This is a genomic window from Hymenobacter sp. BT559, assembly GCF_016427535.1.
In the GTDB taxonomy this organism is placed as follows: Bacteria; Bacteroidota; Bacteroidia; order Cytophagales; family Hymenobacteraceae; genus Hymenobacter.
In genome coordinates, this window is record NZ_JAELXV010000012.1 from 1 (window position 1) to 17709 (window position 17709).

Here is a 17709-nt window from a genome sequence, read left to right on the forward strand (position 1 = left end):
GTGGTAAGGTAGTGAAGTGGTAAGGTAGTGAAGTGGTAAGGTAGTGAAGTGGTAAGGTAGTGAAGTGGTAAGGTAGTAAAGTGGTAAGGTAGTAAAATGGTAAGGTAGTAAAGTGGTAAAATACATCCAAGAAATAATGGCCTACAAAAGGCGGTATAGTGATACTAGATATTAGCGAACTTGTACCAGTTAAGTGGTAAGGTGGTATAAAAATACAGTTCTAATTATTGCTATTGATTATAAAAAGTGGTAAGGTGGTAAAGTGGTAGATTAAATAATAGTGCATTGTGAATAAGTGAGCTATTGTGGAGCAAGGACAGTGGTAATAATTAGCGGTAGTAAAGTGGTAAAGTGGTAAGTAGAAATAGAATAGAGTGTGTGTGCCACAGCGTCAGAAGGAAGATGATAATCGGTTAAAAATCTAGTGAGACAGGTATACTGAGGCAATTGGCTGGTCGAATTGGATAGGAAATGGGATTAAACAGAAGTAGCTCAGTAGCCAAATTTGCGGGAGGTAGTGGGGGAGGGGAGGGGCATAAATAGTTCGTGGCGATAGTTATAGAGTAGTTATAGTTTAGTTAGAGATTTTTAGCTTAGCTTAGCCTCATAATATAATTAGACCAGCCGACCACAATGAGGGTAGGGGCAGGCGTGAGCATATGCAGCGACCCGTAATAGTGTATTAGCAAGAAGAACAACACATTACCATAGCTAAAGCTATGGTAATGTGTTGTTTAGGTTTCAGCAGAGCTGAAACTAGTAGGTTAATGAACTTAAGTTATTGATTTCTAGAATAGTTGTAACCTAATCTAGTTCCAAAGTAGCCTTAATCCCTATGCCATCCAACCCGGAAACGAAAAGCGTCAACGTGCCTGCGCCGGTTCATAAGCTACTGAGCGAAGAAGCGAAAAGACTCGGCATTAACCAGGGCGAATACACAGCGGCCAGCGTCAGCTACTTTGCCAAGCGCGGGCTTGACCCACTCGATACCGACGCCCGCGAAGGCCAGCTGATAATGCAGCAGGTGAAGAAGCTGGGCGACCGGGTTTTTAGCTATTTGCAGGAAGAAGAGCGCAGCTTGCTTATTCCGATGCTGGAAGAAATGCTCCGCACCCGAGTAACCTTGGACCGGCTGCTACGCATGAACGAGATACTGGTAAACCAGCTCACCCAGCAGCTCAGCGGCTACACCGAGCCACAATTAGCCGTGCAGCGGGAGAGCCTAAAGAAGCTGCGGCAGCAGAACGAGGAAATGATAAAGCGGCAGGTAAACGAGGCGCTTACCACCGCCCGGGGAGCCGGCCCCGGTCAGGTAAATGCAGCAGGGCAGGCAGGAGAAATTACGCCAGGACTTAGCAGCTAATCTGCCATGTACGTCAAGGTAATCAACCCCGCTACCCACGGAAAAGCCGCTTATAATAACAGCGGCAGCAGCGCGCAAACGCTCAACTATCTGAAGCAGGAAGCGGGCAAAGACGGGAAAGAAGCCGCCTTTTTCGGAGCCGAAAAGGACGGGATAAGTGCAGCTGAATTGATGCAGAATATTGATAATAATGTAAAGGGTTTGCGTGCTGATGACGCCAAATTTTACTCGTTAGTTATCAGTCCGAGCAGTGATGAATTGACCCACATTGGCAATAGCGAAGCTAAGCTGAAGGCGTACACCCGCGAAGTGATGGAGCACTACGCGGAGAATTTTAAGCTGAAAAACGGGCGCACGCTAGCTAGTGAAGACCTCGTTTGGGGAGCCACCATTCACCAGGATAGAAGCTACCGGGGCAATGACCCGGAGGTGGATGCCGGCACGGCGAAAGCCGGGGAGAAGCGGCCGGGCTTGCAGACCCACATTCACGTCATCGTCAGTGCCCGCGACACTGAGCAGAAAATTACGCTGAACCCGACCGGACGCCGGGACCGGTTCAACCTCGTGGAGTGGCAAAAAGTAGCGGGCAAGCAGTTTGAAAACAAGTTCGGCTACACTGCCCAGGAACGCGAAAAAGTGCAACAGAAGCAACGCGACGCCAGCCGTGATGCTGCCCGCGCCGCCCGGATAGGGGAGCGGGTAGAAGGCATCAATATGCTGGTGCCAAAGGAGCAGCAGCTAGCGCCGCAGCGGGTGCAGAAGATAGCCGAGGACCGCGAGTATGATAAGAGCTTTTACCGGATGCTGAGCAGGGTAGAAGGCCGGGCGCGGGAGGGGCTACCGATAGATAACGCCTACCAGCTGCTGAGCACCGGCCGGGAGCAACCCGAGCAGCAGCAGGGAGCCACGGCCACTTTACGAGCCTTGCAGCAAGTACTGCGGTCGGGTAGTGGCCAGGACAAACAGACGGAGAGCCTAGCGGAGAAAAAAGGCCACCACAAAGACGAATTGGATATTGAAATGTAGGGCAGACGTGCTTTTTCGCCTCAGTCTTATCCCGCAATAAGCAATCAAGCTGCCTGTCACCTCCTGATAAAAACCTTCCTTTAATCAGCGCTTTCCCACCCCATGAGCAATCAAGCCCCCAAGCCGGCGAGCAGCTTACAGAACGCCGGCCTAGCATTCGTAGTAGTTATGCTCGCTGTTATCGGTGGTGAGTATTACACCCTATTGCACAGGCAAGAGATAGCCGAGGCCAGAGCCGTGCAACTGGCCGAGCCGGAGATAGCAGCCCTCAGCCCGCAAGAGAAATTTGCAGCCCGCAGGGCCGCTTTTGCCGAGCAGCAGCGCCAGCGCATCCTTGCCGCGAAGCAGCTACAGGCTGCCACCGCGCTTGGCCAGCCTCAGCGCGCCAGCGTCCCGACCCATGCCACCGAGGTAGCTATCACGCAGCAGGTGGACAGTGCGGCAACGGTAGCCAAGGCTGGCCAAAGCATCAAGGCTAAGCTGCTAGTGCGGGCCGCAAAATTCTACGGCCCGGCAGGCGTCTACCTACGGGCGCTCCTGCTACTGACAGCCATTGCCCTGGTATTCGTGCAGAAAACACCGGCCAAGGTGCCAGGCAAGCCCAAGCGCCAGCCCATCGCCAGGAAGACGCTGCGCATCGTGCTGGGAGTATGCGCGGGTGTCATGCTGATTGCTGGCTTTATCCTGCTGGATATCCAACACTATGCCGTCGGCTTTATCAAGCTGGGGTATCCGCTAACCGCAGCGGCCGTGCTGGCCAGCGGCGGCTTAGCCGGCCTGCTTTGGGCCAGCAACAGGCGGCCGGATTTTGGGCTGACTACGGAGCGAAAAAAGGTAGAAACGCCTAACAGCATCTACTTTGCGACGGCCGACGGCGGTTGGATAACCATCGCTAATCCGTACCGGGGCACCCTGGTGCTAGGCGGGGCCGGAGCCGGCAAAAGCTACTCGATAGGGGAGCCGATGGTAGAGCAGTTTGCTTACCGAAACTTCGCGGGTCTCATCTATGACTTCAAGTTTCCGGTGCTGGCCGAAGTAGCACAGAAAGCCGTTGTGCTGGCGGAGCGCCGAAAAAAGGCGGAGAAAGAGAAGGCCGACAAGTATACCGGCAGTGCCCTTGGCAAAGCCGCCGCCAGGCTGAGCAGCGCGAAGGAAGAGGAGCCGGATGAAAAGCCGGTGCAACTGCACATCATCAACTTCCGCGACCTTACCCGCAGCGAGCGCGTGAACCCGCTCCGCGCCGCAGATATGCCCGTCGTAGCTTTTGCCGAGGAGTACAGCCGGGCTATCATCAATAACCTGAACCCGACCAGTATCAAGAAGATGGAATTCTTCGATACCAGCGCGGTAGCCTACCTGACGAGCATCATCTGGTTTTATCGGAAGAATTATCCCCAGTACTGCACCATTCCGCACGTCGTAGCCACGGCCATGTACGACGACTTCAAGCACGTTCTTAGTATGCTGAATACGGATTTGGAGTGCGGTGATATGGCCCGTTCCCTGATTACCGCCGTGAAGCAGAAGGCGGAAAAGCAGATAGCCGCCGTGGTGGGTACGTTGCAAGTAATCCTAACCAAGATTAACAGCCCGGAGATTGTGTGGGTATTGACCCCGGATGAATTTAACCCCGATGAGAACCTGCGTGAAGGCTTCTCCCTGGCGCTGAATGACCGCAAGGCCCCGAAGCTGCTTTGTCTGGGCAACGACCCGACGCTGAAAACTACCTTCTCCCCGGTTATCAGCTGCATTATCACGGTGGCCATTAAACTGATGAATCAGCAGGACAAGCACCGGAGCTATGTTTTCCTGGATGAGGCCGCGACCATCTACGTGCCCGGCTTGGAGGATTTGCCGAACACCGGCCGCAGCAACCGGATTGCCACGGTCTACATGACCCAGGACCTATCTCAGATGACGGATGCCTACGGCAAGGAGAAAATGAACGTGATGATTGCCAGCCTGGGTAACCAGTTTTTCGGTAAGGTGAATTCGTTGGAAACCGCCAAGTTCATTTCGGAGCTGGTGGGCCGGGAGGAGAAAGAAATAACGAGCACGGGTAGCAGCCAGGGCAGCGCGGGCAATCGCAGCAACACGACCAACCAGACCACGAGCTACCAGGAGCGTAGCCTGGTACGGGTGCAGGATACTATCAGCTTGCAGCAGGGGGAGTTTATCGGCCAGACGGTCGAAACCAACAGCACCTTTTTTCAGGGCATCATCGACCGGACGGATTCCACGAACGAGCGGTTTCCCCTGCACCCGATGATGACTTTTGCCGCAGAGGGAGCCGACCCCGCCGCCGCCCTGACCAAGACCGTGCAGGAGAACTTTCTACAAGTGCGGCAGCAGGTACTGGAGACTATCCAGCAGTTCCCGAACACGTTAGCCGGGGCCAGCCAGTAGCTCTGCTTTTACCCTTATTTTCTGTACGATGAACTCACTTACTAATCTTAGCGGAATGTTGCAAGACCCTGATTTTCAGGAAAGGTTTGTAGATGAAGTAAGCGGGGAAGCCCGCCGCAACCACTCCTTTATCGCCTATCTGGATGAGCAGGGGCGAATGGTACGCGAGTACCCGGCTACCGGGGAAGTCTTTCAGCCCAGCGCTGACCGTAAAACGATGCGGCTACTTTCCCTGAATGGCAAAGCGGTTGAAGCAGCTGCGCCTATAGAAGTAGAAGCTACTCCTCATCGACTTACGCCAGTCGTACTGGCCGGGCAGTAGGCAGATGGAAATGCAGCCGGAAAAACCAGTAGTATATATGTTCGCCGGCCCCAACGGAGCCGGAAAAACCACTATCTATCAGGCCAGTAACCGGGAGATTCCGCAGGTGAATGCCGATGCAATCCAGCAGCAGAATCCCGCATTTACCCCGCGTCGCGCCGGCATTGAGGCCGGCCGGCGCATTGAGGAGCTACTGAAGCAAAAGGCCACTTTCTCAACTAAGAACAACTTCCATAAGAGCAGCAACCTCAACCCAATAGCCAGGTATCAGGAAGCCGGTTACCGGGTAGAAGTAACGTTCGTGAGCTTGCAATCCGCCGAGCTATGCAAGGAACGGGTAGCCTCCCGCGTGGCCAAAGGAGGCCACGATATACCGGATAAGCAGGTGGAAGAGCGGTATGTAGGAGGTTTAGAAACGATTAAGCAAAATTACCATATTCCCGATAAGGTAACGATACTGGATAACAGCAGCTCGGACCGCCGACGCAACCGGGAGCCGCTACTGACCATTGAGCAGGGTAAGATTGTGCAGCAAGCACCGAGTCTGCCGCAGTGGGTAGCAGCTATTAAAGACCATATCCGCCAGGTAGAGCGGGAAGGGCCACCGCCTCAGCAGCAGTTTAAGGATGCAGCGGCCCATGTGGTAGCTGGTTTGCAGGCCACGGGCCAGGCCGCCGATAAGCAAGCGGCGTTTCGGCTGCAAGAGGTTGACCGCTTTGTAGAAAGAGTACCCTACGTGGCCGGCTTGAATAAAGAAAATACCGAAAAAGCCATTGCCGCCGCCGACAAGGTGCCGAGCCTAGCCCGCAGTCCTGAGCTGCTACAGCTTCGGGCGGCAGCTATTGCCTTAGAGCAGCCGATGCACGAGCGCCATGGTCCTACGCCCGACGTGCAGCGGAGTGCCACCGTACCAGTTGCCGCTCGTGCGCAGGACCAAGCACGTACCCCAACGCTTGCCACCAGCACGCTTATCTCCGACCCAACCGCTACCCAGCAACAAAAGCTGCAAGCCAAAGAGCAGTTTTTACAAGCCGTTGGGCCGGTAGCGCAGGGCTTACGTGCGAATGGCGAAGGACTGGCCGCCGCCAGGTTGCAGGATACCGCCCGCTTTGTGGAGAAGGTGGTCCATCTCGGCGGCATCAACCAGGAGAATGTCGTGAAGGCTATTTCGGCCGCTGATAAAGTACCATCCCTAAGCAATAGCAAGGAACTAGGCGAACTCAAAAGCGCCGTCAGCGTTCTGGAGAAGCCTCCGGCTCAGGAGCGCGGCACTGGCCAGAGTGACCCCAGCCGCGAGAGCAGCGGAGTTGAGCGCTAATCTGTTTATTCTCAAGACATGCAAGACGACGAGCTAGAATTTTTTGAGGAAATGCTGGCCAGCAATGAGCTGCTGCATTGCAGCACTTGCGGCGAGGATACCCTACATGCTCACGAGGAGATAATAGACGTGTTACCCGTTGGCACTGAACTCAAGATGCAGTGTATTCACTGCCAAACGTCGCGCACTTGGTTTGATTGGACTCCCCCGCAGTCAGCTCGTGCTCAGAACTAGCCTGAGCATTGAGCACTACTTAGCAGATGCCAGCAGCAACGGCCAGCACCTCAGCTTGAAGGTAAATAAGTGTGCACCATTATTGGGGCCCTTATTGGAGTATTTTGTATTGCTGGTCAATATTTTGAGTAGCTACGCATCGACTACTTGAGGTGGTCTAAGTAGACTGGACTGAGTTGGGACATGGATTGAAAGTAGGTTTCGAAGTGATTAGGTGATTGATAGTCAGGGCTGGAGTGTCGGCGCTCGGCGTTGTAGTAGGCCACTTCGAGCCGGGCCTCTTCCAGCCCGGCGAAGCTGCTCCCATTGATTAGCTCCTTTTTGAGTCGACTCTAGAACGACTCCGTCTGCGCGTTGCCATAGCAGTTGCCGCGCCGACTCATGCTATGCTCCGCCTCGTGGTCGGCTAGCAAGTCGCGGAAGCACGTGGCCGAGTACTGGCTGCCCTGGTAGGAGTGAACCAGGAGCCTCGCGGCCAACTGGCACACCGCCAAGGCCCGACGCAGCGCCTTGCTGACCAAGTTATTGGGCATGGTCTCGCGTAGGTCCCATTACGCGCCGGATGTGGTAGCGACTGCCTTGATGATCAGCGGCTTGCAGCTAAGCTCGCAGCCGACGGGTGCCGTAGCACCGGGCGTGGCGGGCAAAGGCCCGGCACACGGCCCGCTCCCAAGCCGAGGCCGGCCGCTAGCGGCGCTGCCGCTATGCGTAGTAGGTGCTGGGCGTGGCCCCAGCGCCTGGCACAACTCGCGCGCAGCGTAGTACTAATGCCGAAACTCGATAAAGCGGTAGGTACTCACCGGGTCTCGCGGCCGAGCCAGCATCACAAGTGGGCGCTGACCAAGGCCATTTTTAAATTCGCCAGCTCGCGCTCCAAGCGCTGCTTTTCGGCTCGCAGGGCGTGGTAAGCTGGGTCCTGCCCCACACTGCCGGCTTCGGTCATGGCCTGCGCCTGCTGCCAGCGGTAGAGCAGCTTCTCGCTATGCCCAACTAGCAGGCCGCCGCGCGGGTTGAGCGGCTCTCGCGGGCCAGACGCAAGGTCTCGGCTTTAGACGCGTCGTCGTATTTGCGGCGCTTGTCGGATTTACTCACGGACAGTGTACTGGCCAGCGGTCAGGAAAAGTACGTCCGAACTCTGTCCGCTTCAGCTAGACCACCTCAATGGCACAATAAGTGAAAATTAATTATATGAGTAATGCTATTTATCGCATACATTTATCCCAGATAGTTTCCGATTCTTTGTTTCCGTAAAGTGCCATGGATCCCGTACTAGCTAACCTAAAAGCGAGCGTTGATAGCTTAAGTCAGCGGGACCCAGCACTTCACGAAGAAGTTATCAAGAAAAGGGACGAAGCCATACTTCATGGCACTACCCCTGATTTGCGGCCAACAGGGATGCGCTCAATATCACTTTTAGTTGGTTCAGACTTAACGAAAAAGCTCGATAGTCTACCCTATTTAAAGAAGGTGGCGATCGACCCAGAGACAAAGTCACTGCTTCCAATGGAAGAGGTCTCCAAGGCCCTATTACGCACCGAAAGCGTTATCGCCGCTGAAGCCAGCTCACGGCCGGTGCTCTTAATACAAGATAATGGTGTTGTTCCGCAGTTCATTGGTCCTTCAAGTGAGCTATGGCGTAAGCGCGTCACGGAGGCCAAGTCATTGCTAGATGCCGCAATTCCTGCCGTAGGCCGAATTGAGCTAATGGGTCACCCTGAGGGTTATCCTTGGGTTGGTACTGGTTGGTTAGTCGAGGACGATTTGATTGTGACTAATCAGCACGTAGCTCGCAAGTTTTCAAGTCAGCGCAATGAGACATTTGTTTTTCAACTTGGACGGAACGATAACCCCATCGGATGCCGAGTTGATTTTCTAGAGGAAAGTCAGCGTTCTAACAGCGCCGAGTATGCTATTCAGGAAGTCGTTTGGATTGCGGCACCCGATCAGCCTGATGTGGCCTTTCTACGTCTGGCGCGCCCCAGTTCAGGAAATCTCCCCCGGCCAATTCCTCTAGCTAGGGAGCAAGTTTTGGTTGACACTTTCGTAGCCGCTGTCGGCTATCCGGCCCGCGACCCGGATATTCCCGACCAAGGCCTAGTGCAACAAATTTTCGGGGAAGTTTACGAAAAGAAGCGGTTAGCGCCTGGTCAAATAACCCACGTGCAAGCTGATGAACTACAGCACGACTGCTCCACTCTGGGAGGCAATTCTGGCTCTGTCCTCATTGACTTGGCAACTGGCGAAGCGGTCGGCTTGCACTTCGCGGGCTTATACCAACAAGCCAATTACGCGGTACCAGCAATTACAATCCGGCGCCTGCTGGAAGAAGCTAAGCAGCAAATCGGTCGACGGCCAAGCCCAGCAGCAAATACAGGGGCGCCAGGTCAGTACCGGGGAGAACAGCCAACCACTATTCTTACAGCTGCAGGGGGGGGCAATGAAGTGACGTTTAAGTTGCAGATTCCCCTGGAGGTCTCCATCAGACTAGGATCGTTTCAGTTGCCATCCCCGCAAGCCCTAGCGCTGGACACGAGTGGTGGCAGTAACGCGACTAATGTGACAATGAAGCCCGGAGCAGGTAATGGGAACATCGACCAGGCTTGTCAGGAGGCGCGCCGCTTGCTGGCTGGAATCCCTGAAGTGATTGCCATTCATCCGGGCTTTCGATTCAAAAATGGCTGGATTACTGATGAGCGCGTCGTTGTGATTGAGCTTAATCAGAAGCTCACCAGTGCCGAACTTTCCGATCAAGGCATACTACCTATTCCCGCGCAAATCCTGGGAATAGGAGTGGACGTTAGAACAGCTGCTGCCCTACGCCAATTGGCGCACCTTGGCTTGGTAAGTAAAGAAGAGGAGGCTGCACCAAAGCCGGCTGGTTATCGCGAGCCGACGAACCTCAAACTAGTTCGCATCAAAGAGAAAATGCGGGCTATATTTCACGTTAGCCCCGAGTCTGGATTTCCAGTTCTTGAAGCGTTTCTGGGTCGAGTACGCGAGCATTTGACGGCTACCATGTACGAATGGGACGAAGGCCCTCGTAACGCCGCGGCGGAGCAATTTAATCACATTGCTAAAGCCGTTTGTGATGCCATGATGCCAGTAGGAAGAACATTGCGAATGGTTACGCAGCGGCTCACAATGAAAAGTGGCACGCAGGGTACCATTGCGGCATTAAAAAATCGGCTTGGGGAACGAATCCAGCATGTATGGGCACCGGTTACGGGATCGAATAAGCTTTTTACTGGAGCCTACCATATAAAGGTAGCCGCCCGTGACGGAGAGGAAGTGTGGTTGTCGAGTGGAAACTGGAAAGATTCCAACCAGCCACAAGAACTTCCCCCCATTGATGAAGCGAAGGCACCAAAATATTTTGGAGGCCATAATCGCGAGTGGCACGTCGTACTTGAGAACAAGGATTTAGCTACTATTTTTCAGCAGTTTATCGAGTTTGACTTTCAGGAAGCCACGCGGGTAGCTGCTGCTGAGAGTGTAGAAGAGAGCATAGTAGCGGAGGAGAAGTATGTGTTGGTACCCATTAAACCAGAAGGGCCTCCCCCCGGGCCGCCGCGCCCAACAAAGGCCCGTTACTTTAAACCATTGGTGTTAGACCGGGAGTTGGATATTGAGCCGCTGCTTACCCCTGATCGGGATTCACGAGGACGCCGACTATTCGCTTTAGCGTTCGTAGAAATGCTGAAGAGAGCCAATCGTAAAATTCTATTGCAGAATCAATCCTTCTCTTTTCTGGCTGACAATACCCCCGAGTTCAAACTTATTTTTGATACTCTTCTCAATAAGCAACAGCAGGGGGTTGAGATCCGAATCATTACGCGAGACGGGGGAGAGTTTGACGAAAAGTCCAAGGTGTCGCAGCAAGAAGTTCTGGAGCGAATCAAGCAGACCGGTTTTGACACGAGCTGCATTCGCTTGATGCAGAGGTGTCATTCCAAAGCTCTTATTATTGACGCAAAAGAAGTATTAATGGGCAGCCACAACTTAACCAACAGAGGCACTCTATTCAACCGGGATGCAAGTCTGCTCGTGCGGGATCCGGAGGTCGCAACCTACTTCGAAGAGATATTTAATTACGACTGGGAATACCTAGCATTTCAGCGGCTATCTGAACCGTTGGGGGCTTTCCGTCCTGATCTTGGTAACGCGATGGTGCCCGCGGGCTACCGCAAGGTTTTAGTCACTGATTTACTGGCCAGCCTGAACGACTAGTCCTTACGATCCCATGCCTTCGCCGTCCCAAAACCTGCAAGCTTTTGTGCGTTTATCTATGCTGCTAACGGGGTTTTCTATCCCGGTTGACATGCATGCTCTCAACCTTTTCGAACGTATTCGGGGAGGAGATGGTCAATACCAAGCAGTCCTTGATGGGTTGCTGTCAGATCAGCGGTGGGGCGCACCCTTAGGGGAAGAAGAATTACTAGAGTTGCTGCAGGCGTCCACTGATCGCAAGTTGCTGGCGCGGGGCTTGACCTATCTCTGGTACACGGGCGATCTGTTGCAATGGACCAAGTTGGCACATGATGAGTTGCGGCCCGAGAGCTTGCTAACGGCTGCTACTCCACCCGACTTTTATGCGGGGCTTATGTGGCAGGCCATCAGCGCTCACCCACCCGCGCTCAGCGGCGGATACTATGGTCACTGGCACTACCAACCTGAAAACTGATACCGCTAATGGAACCCCTGAATGAGCTAGCATTTGATGTGGTCGTCGTTGGCACGGGTGTGTGTGGGGCCTTGATCTCCCATAAACTCAGTCAACGCGGAGTCAGAGTGCTGATGCTGGAGGCGGGGCCCGATCAGCGGGCGAATCGCATCCAAATGGCCGGTGCCTATGTTGCTAGTGCAAATCGGAATCTATCCGCGCCGTACTTTGATGGAATAGTGCCACCGGACATCTTGGGCCCCGATAGCTCGAAGGGTTACTACGACCAGTCATCGGTGCGGTCCGAGCAGTTGCAGAGCACATTCCAGCGCACAGTGGGGGGGAGTACCTGGCATTTTCTTGGCAATATGCCCCGTTTTGTTCCAAGTGATTTCGAGCTTTACTCGCGCTACCATAAGGGAGTTGACTGGCCAATAAGCTACGAGGTGCTGGAGCCTTACTACACGATAGCGGAGAAAGAGATTGGAGTGGCGGGGGACCATGACGCCTGGAACGACTATTTAGGTGCATTTCGATCAAAACCTTATCCCATGCATGCTATCTGGCCGGCATATGGCGACAAATTCTTTGATTCGATTTCTGGCCGTTCCTATCAAGACGAATCGGATGGCTCCGCAAGGGTGGTGCAGGTGCTGCGGACTCCCCAGGCCCGTAACTCCACTATTTATGATGGTAGGCCCGCCTGCGCGGGGAATTCCACCTGTACCCCAATTTGCCCAATCCAAGCTAAATACGACGCGTCGGTACACATCAAGAAAGCTACTGCAACGGGTGCTCATTTGATTTCGTCCGCCCTCGTAAAAAAACTTGAAGTTGACCCCAAGACTGGTGTTATCACCCATTTATCGGTATTACGCTACGGTGCTACCGCTGAGTCCCGAGAAGAAAGCTTAGACATAAGCAATAAGACGGTAATCATTGCGGCCAATGCCATCGAGACGCCCCGCTTGCTGTTAATGTCTGGAATAAGCAAAGGCGGCGTTGGACTCCATCTGATGGATCACCTGCAGGGCTACGCCCTGGCCGAAGCTAGTGAGCCAATCTATCCGTTTCGGGGGCCGATAACCACTTCGGGTATTGACGTCTTTCGGGACGGAAAATTCCGCAGTGAATCGGCCGCTTTTCGTATATCAATTGGCAATGATGGGTGGGGGCGCGAAGGCTCTCCAGCAAAAGAAACCTGGAAATTATTGCTCGAGGATAAGTTCGGCCCCGGGCTTCGCGCCGCGGTGCGCGATCGCCTCACGCGTATGCACCGGATAAGCTTCTCCACAGAAATGCTGCCGGAAGCAACCAATCGAGTTGAATTATCGGCAAAGGTGGATGCATTCGGCTTGCCCCGCCCAAAAATCACCTTCAGCTTTCCGGACTATAACAAACGGGCCTTTCTGCACGCTGGACGGGTGGCCGAATGGTTATACAAGCAGACAGGGTGGACCCAAAGGCCGCTTGACAAATTGGAGCCCTCGGGTGCCGGACATATTATTGGCACCACTCGGATGGGCACTGCTTCTTCCAACTCCTTTGCGGATAGTTTTGGCGCGGCTCACGAGCACCCAAATCTTTATGTGGCCGGCCCCTGCCTATTTCCAACTGCTGGCACCGCCAATCCAACCCTCACGGCCGTCGCGCTGGCCCTTCGTACCGCTGACCGCTTACTCCAGCTACTAGTCCCATGACAACTCCTGGCTTTCAGTACAAAATTGAAATTAGCAGCCGGTCGGATCTGCTGACCCTGCTCAACGAAGCCTGTGAGTTGGAACACGGTCTGGCTTGCTCCTATCTCTACGCCGCATTCTCGCTCAAGCAGCAGCTGGAAGAGGGTGGGTTAACTTGGGAGCAGCTGCATGTAGTCCGGCGGTGGGCGGCTCAGTTATACTTGGTGGCTTCGCAGGAAATGTTCCATCTGGCTCAGGTATGGAATCTGCAGGTAGCCATTGGTGGAACGCCTTATTACATGAGGCCAAACTTCCCAGTGGTTAGCAAATACTACCCGTTGGGATTAGGTATCGCGTTGGAGCCGTTTAGTCGTCAGTCAATAAAGCGTTTTATCGCCTACGAAATGCCCCGTGGCATGGAGCGGAAAGGGCAGCTAGGCTTCGTCAATGAAGACAGTCTGGATTATCGCACCGTTGGGGAGCTGTACGACTTGATTCACGCTGGATTTACGGCGTTAGACGGACCTGATCTGTTTATTGGAAAGCCTGCCCTTCAGGCCACTCCCGCGCTAATCGATTTTCCCGAAATTGTTCCAGTTACCAAACTGGCCGATGCACACGAGGCAATTAGTCGAATTGTTGAGCAGGGTGAGGGTGGCGCAATAGACCATGTAGATAGCCATTATGGTATTTTTAAATCCATACTGGAAGAGTACGAACAGCTCACGAAGTCAGCCGAGCCGCAGTTTCAGCCTGTCCGCCCAGCAGTAACTAACCCAGCGCTTGCCCCGCGGCCAGGGTACTATCATGCAAATCAAGCATTTATTACCAATGATTTTACTGCAGAAGTAGCAGACCTCTTTGATGACTTGTATGTGCTGATGATGCGGGTGCTTCAGTTCACCTTTACCATAGATGAGCCAAGGCGACGAGATTTAGCTCGCTATGCGATTGGCATGATGCCGATGGTAGTGAAGCCACTGGGTGATGCTCTCATGCTCCTGCCAGCTGGGCGGCTTTTCCCTGGGCGAAGCGCCGGCCCGGCCTTTACCCTCGGTCGCCACGTTCCATTGCCGGCCGATTTTGGGCTAGCCATTCGGTTAATTAAAGAGCGATCCGCTACACTCAAAGATCGCCTTTCAAGTTTGGCTGAGTCGTCCACTGCCCTTGATCAACTTCAATCTGCTGCCCGCAACTTTACTCATCTCCACGACACGCTTTAAGTTATGCGCACCTTCACTCTGAGCTACTACCCTGACATCACACAATACCAGACTCCTAGTGACATGAAACGAGCTGTTGAAGGCTTTGCGGCTGCGGTTAGTACCTCCTACAGCAAGAAAGTGGGGGAGGCCACCCAGATCAAGGTCTTGCCAGTAATGAGCGTAAGCGAACAGACTCAGGCCATGATCGAAGGAACCTGTTCGATCGGCTTGATGAAGCCAGTATCCTATGTTTTTGCCAAAATGAAAAATCCCGCCTTAACACCGGCCGCCGTGGCTTGGCGAGAAATAAACGGGGTGGAGGCGGATACCTATTTGGGACAACTCTACGCTAATCGTCGGTCTGGGGTAAAAACCATTGAGCAAATAACCAAGCGGCACCGGATTGCCTATGGGGATGCCTTTAGCACTTCAAATTTCTTGATTCCGGCTGCTGAACTACTTAGCCAAGGAGTGCATCCCTTTACTGGGTTTCGCCAAGTAACCTTCTTTGGGGGGCATGATAACGCCTGCCGGGCGGTGTATCTGAACGATGCCGATATTGGAGCGGGGCACGACGGAGTGATCGACTTGCTTGCGCAAGTTCCTGGCTATGCCGATGCGCACGAGCAATTAACCCAGATTGCGGCTGTTCGAATCTACAGTGACCCTGTCGTAATTAATTCTAAGCTGATACCTAATTCTTCAGTGATGACCGAAGCATTAGCAGAAGTGAGCGCCGTCCCGGATATATTGAAAAATATTCAATTGTTCTGGGGGAATGTCACCCGGCTTGCACAAGCTGAAGACCAGCGTTATTCGTCAATTCGAGAAGCGCTCGTTGCGTTAAGCTTGGCGCAAAAGGATGTCCTTTAAACTATGAAGAATATCCGTTCACAGTTGTAGATCATTCCATCAGTTATTATGCCGAACGCGCTACAAAACTTACAGGCGTATCATAATTCCCACTACCATATCCTCTGCTCTTGGAGTGATGTGGCAGGCGAAATGAGTGTTTACTACGATTTTCAGCTAGCCGGCACAGTGCCGCTGAATGCGATAGAAATGCTTGCCATAAAGAATCACTCGATTCCAAAGGATGAGTTGTTCCCACTTGGCGACTTTGAACAAGCATTACAATAGAGCAATGGATGGAAAAGGCTGTTTGGCGCAAATAAGGCGTGGTTAAGGCAACTGGTTGTTCTAAGCGGAAAAAGGCGTCAGCTTTTGTTGGACTGCTGACTAAGCTTTTTTGAGAAGCTAATTGATGTGGTTCGGCTATATCTTATTATACTTGGCCGCTGTTCCCTTTGCTTTATCAGCTAGGTACTTCTCTGCATTTCGGGCTAGCTTCTCTCGTATCAGCTCGGCTATATCCCAGCTGTATTTATCGGCCAATTGGAAGGCGTAGAGCAGCATGTCCGCCAGCTCCTCCCAGATCTTGTCGGGTTTCGCCTGCTCGAACGTCTCCCACATCTATTGCTTCTCCATCTCTTCCCACCACCTACCAGATGTCCCTCATTCAAATCTCTCTGTTGCGAGGCAAGTCCGCGCCATACATCCGGGCGTGGCTATTGCAGAACCCGCTGGCTGGCGCGACAACCGTATAAACTAGCTAACGAGCACGCGTAAACGCTCCGTTTGTTAGCCTTTCTAGCCTGGTTCAACTCCTCGAATCCTCGTAGGAAGGCGTCACGCCGAGTTCTGCAACAGCCACGGGCCCTTATTGGATGCTTTTTGACAAGGCGTTTCCAGCCCGTAGAGGCACCTTTTTGAGCCTTATTTTGCTGACCCTTATTGGAGTACCTTCCGGGCATGACAACCGTCGCCCTCTACGCCCTCGTCTCGACCAACGATAAAGGTCAGAGCACCGGAAATCAGCTACTCGAACTGCAGCTATAGAGATCGTATAATCAAAGTGCGTCTGATTGAGCAAGCCCCCAGTAAACTTGTGGCTGTAGCCGTGATAAAGTTGAGGAGCTGCCGACGTAAAGTCACATCAGTCAGAATTAAGTGATCAGATTAATTCTGAAAGCAGCAGGTAGTCATCGCTCATTTCCCGCAAGTAGGCCAGTTGACTACGCAGGGCATCGGCGGGGGGCATCTCGAGCAACTCGTCGCTGACGAAAAAGACGGCCTTGGCGCGGGCGCGGCTCAGGGCCACGTTCAACCGGTTGGGCAACAGCAGGAAGCGGCGAACCTGGCGCAGGTATTCGGGGCTGTTGGCAGCCAGGGAAACCAGGATCAGCTCCACGCTGGCGCCTTGCACCCTTTCGACGGTATCCACAATCAACTCTTTGGGCACGAGTTCCAGGCGCTCGCGCAGGGCCTGGCGAATGGCCAGCACCTGCCGACGGAAGGGCGTCACCACGGCCACTTCCCGCGCCGGCAACCCGGCCGCTAGGCTGGTAGCCACGAGCTCGGCAATGGCCTGCGCCTCCAGGTAGTTTTCCTGCTCACAAAGTACGGGTGTCATGTTATTGATCCAAACCAGCGTGGAAGCTGGCTGCAATACCCGCGTAATGGCCGCCGCGGTGTGCGTTGGTAAGCTCAGGTGCAGGCGGTGGCCGAAGTTGGCTGGTGCAGATTTGAGAAAAGAGGAGTTCGTCGCGTCGCGGTAGTAAAGCGTACCGATGATGTTACTGAGCGATTCATTAAGCCGGTAAGTCGTGTCCAGCGCGACCACGGCGTCGGGCTGCATTTGTCGGACCTGCTCAAACAAGGAGCGCGAGAGCGGATCTCTATCCAGATCAGGGTGATAGATGGGTGGCAGCTGGGCATCGTCACCGAAGAGCATAACCGAGCCGGCTCCCAGTGTGCCCACCGCCAGCCCATAGGTCAGAGGAATCTGCCCGGCCTCGTCCACCAGCACTACCGTGGGCGCGAAGCCGGTGGTGCGTAATCCCAGGTGAATCAGGGCCGCGTAGTACGACATGCCAATAACACAGAACTCCGGGCGCTTCTTCTGCTTGTAAAGCCGCTGAAATTCCGCGTAGGGCAGCGACGGGATGGATTCAGCGAGTCCGTCGGCCTTGAGGGCTTCCCCGATCTTGAACACACTCAGCTGCGGGTCCAGCGCCCGGATGGCATTCAGGCAGTTGTTGACGGCCTGGTGGGTGTGGGCCAGCACCACGATGCGCTGCTTTTTGCGGGCCAACTGCTGGGCCGTCAGCGCCAGCACGTGGGTCTTGCCCGTGCCTGGCGGTCCCTGCACAGCCAGCAGGGAGGGCCGCCGCACGCCCCGGCGCACCACCTGGCGCTGCGACTCGTTAAGCTGGCCGGCGATGGCTAGCAACTGCTCTTCGCTCAGCACCAGCCCGCCGAACTGCTGAGGATTAATCTGCCGCTCCCCCCAAAGCAGGTCCAGAAAGGCTGCGCCAGGCGCGCCCGGCTCGAGCCGGCGCACTGCCTGGATGATGGGGTCCAGCAGCTGGCTCTTATTGGACTGCAGGGTAATGACCGTGTTCGGCCGCACCTCGAAGTACGTGTGCAGCAGCAC

At 54.1% G+C, this 17709-nt stretch carries 15 protein-coding genes and 1 pseudogene; 12 read left to right on the forward strand and 4 right to left on the reverse strand.

Going from position 1 to position 17709, the window contains the following annotated elements; all coding sequences use genetic code 11:
* Nucleotides 1-835: 835 nt before the first annotated feature.
* From JAO77_RS22930 to JAO77_RS22955, 6 genes are all read left to right on the forward strand, one after another.
* Nucleotides 836-1363: a BfmA/BtgA family mobilization protein gene (locus JAO77_RS22930; protein ID WP_198992879.1), complete on the forward strand. Its 528-nt coding sequence runs from the start codon at nucleotides 836-838 to the stop codon at nucleotides 1361-1363.
* A gap of 6 nt (nucleotides 1364-1369) precedes the next feature.
* Nucleotides 1370-2389, forward strand: a complete 1020-nt coding sequence (locus JAO77_RS22935) for a DUF5712 family protein (protein ID WP_198992880.1) — start codon at nucleotides 1370-1372, stop codon at nucleotides 2387-2389.
* 168 nt (nucleotides 2390-2557) lie between these two features.
* Nucleotides 2558-4795, forward strand: a complete 2238-nt coding sequence (locus JAO77_RS22940) for a TraM recognition domain-containing protein (protein WP_198992881.1) — start codon at nucleotides 2558-2560, stop codon at nucleotides 4793-4795.
* Nucleotides 4796-4823: 28 nt separating this feature from the next.
* A complete protein-coding gene (locus tag JAO77_RS22945) occupies nucleotides 4824-5117 on the forward strand; it encodes a hypothetical protein (RefSeq protein ID WP_198992882.1) in 294 nt (97 codons plus the stop codon).
* A gap of 10 nt (nucleotides 5118-5127) precedes the next feature.
* On the forward strand, nucleotides 5128-6435 hold the full coding sequence (locus JAO77_RS22950) for an ATPase (protein ID WP_198992883.1): 1308 nt from the start codon (nucleotides 5128-5130) through the stop codon (nucleotides 6433-6435).
* 18 nt (nucleotides 6436-6453) lie between these two features.
* Complete coding sequence (locus tag JAO77_RS22955) at nucleotides 6454-6669, forward strand: hypothetical protein (protein ID WP_198992884.1); 216 nt, start codon at nucleotides 6454-6456, stop codon at nucleotides 6667-6669.
* 143 nt (nucleotides 6670-6812) lie between these two features.
* On the opposite strand, the pseudogene JAO77_RS24640 reads toward JAO77_RS22955, so the two are convergent.
* Both JAO77_RS24640 and JAO77_RS22965 read right to left on the reverse strand, forming a co-directional pair.
* Nucleotides 6813-6986, reverse strand: a pseudogene (locus JAO77_RS24640) (hypothetical protein); the annotation flags it as partial.
* A 15-nt stretch (nucleotides 6987-7001) separates the two neighbouring features.
* Complete coding sequence (locus tag JAO77_RS22965) at nucleotides 7002-7202, reverse strand: DDE-type integrase/transposase/recombinase (protein ID WP_198992885.1); 201 nt, start codon at nucleotides 7200-7202, stop codon at nucleotides 7002-7004.
* Between the two features lie 724 nt (nucleotides 7203-7926).
* On the opposite strand from JAO77_RS22965, the gene JAO77_RS22970 reads away from it, so the two are divergent.
* The 6 genes from JAO77_RS22970 to JAO77_RS22995 are packed head-to-tail and all read left to right on the forward strand — an operon-like array spanning nucleotide 7927 to nucleotide 15353.
* Nucleotides 7927-10896: a phospholipase D-like domain-containing protein gene (locus JAO77_RS22970; RefSeq protein ID WP_198992886.1), complete on the forward strand. Its 2970-nt coding sequence runs from the start codon at nucleotides 7927-7929 to the stop codon at nucleotides 10894-10896.
* 13 nt (nucleotides 10897-10909) lie between these two features.
* Nucleotides 10910-11350 (forward strand): hypothetical protein, encoded by a 441-nt coding sequence (locus JAO77_RS22975; protein ID WP_198992887.1) that lies wholly within the window; start codon nucleotides 10910-10912, stop codon nucleotides 11348-11350.
* Nucleotides 11351-11358: 8 nt separating this feature from the next.
* Nucleotides 11359-13029, forward strand: coding sequence for a GMC family oxidoreductase (locus tag JAO77_RS22980; protein ID WP_198992888.1), 1671 nt, complete (start codon nucleotides 11359-11361; stop codon nucleotides 13027-13029).
* The gene (locus JAO77_RS22985; protein ID WP_198992889.1) at nucleotides 13026-14231 is read left to right on the forward strand and encodes a ferritin-like domain-containing protein; all 1206 of its coding nucleotides are present in this window, start codon (nucleotides 13026-13028) and stop codon (nucleotides 14229-14231) included. The genes JAO77_RS22980 and JAO77_RS22985 overlap by 4 nt, the downstream gene beginning before the upstream one ends.
* A gap of 3 nt (nucleotides 14232-14234) precedes the next feature.
* Entirely contained in the window at nucleotides 14235-15086 is an 852-nt protein-coding gene (locus JAO77_RS22990; protein ID WP_198992890.1) for a phosphate/phosphite/phosphonate ABC transporter substrate-binding protein, read from the forward strand.
* Nucleotides 15087-15134: 48 nt separating this feature from the next.
* Nucleotides 15135-15353 (forward strand): hypothetical protein, encoded by a 219-nt coding sequence (locus JAO77_RS22995; RefSeq protein WP_198992891.1) that lies wholly within the window; start codon nucleotides 15135-15137, stop codon nucleotides 15351-15353.
* 135 nt (nucleotides 15354-15488) lie between these two features.
* Here the strand turns inward: JAO77_RS22995 and JAO77_RS23000 are convergent, their stop codons facing one another.
* Nucleotides 15489-15686 carry a MazG-like family protein gene (locus tag JAO77_RS23000; RefSeq protein ID WP_198992892.1) on the reverse strand — a complete coding sequence of 66 codons (198 nt, stop codon included), beginning with the start codon at nucleotides 15684-15686 and terminating at the stop codon, nucleotides 15489-15491.
* A 541-nt stretch (nucleotides 15687-16227) separates the two neighbouring features.
* Nucleotides 16228-17709 (reverse strand): DEAD/DEAH box helicase, encoded by a 1482-nt coding sequence (locus JAO77_RS23005; RefSeq protein WP_213019467.1) that lies wholly within the window; start codon nucleotides 17707-17709, stop codon nucleotides 16228-16230.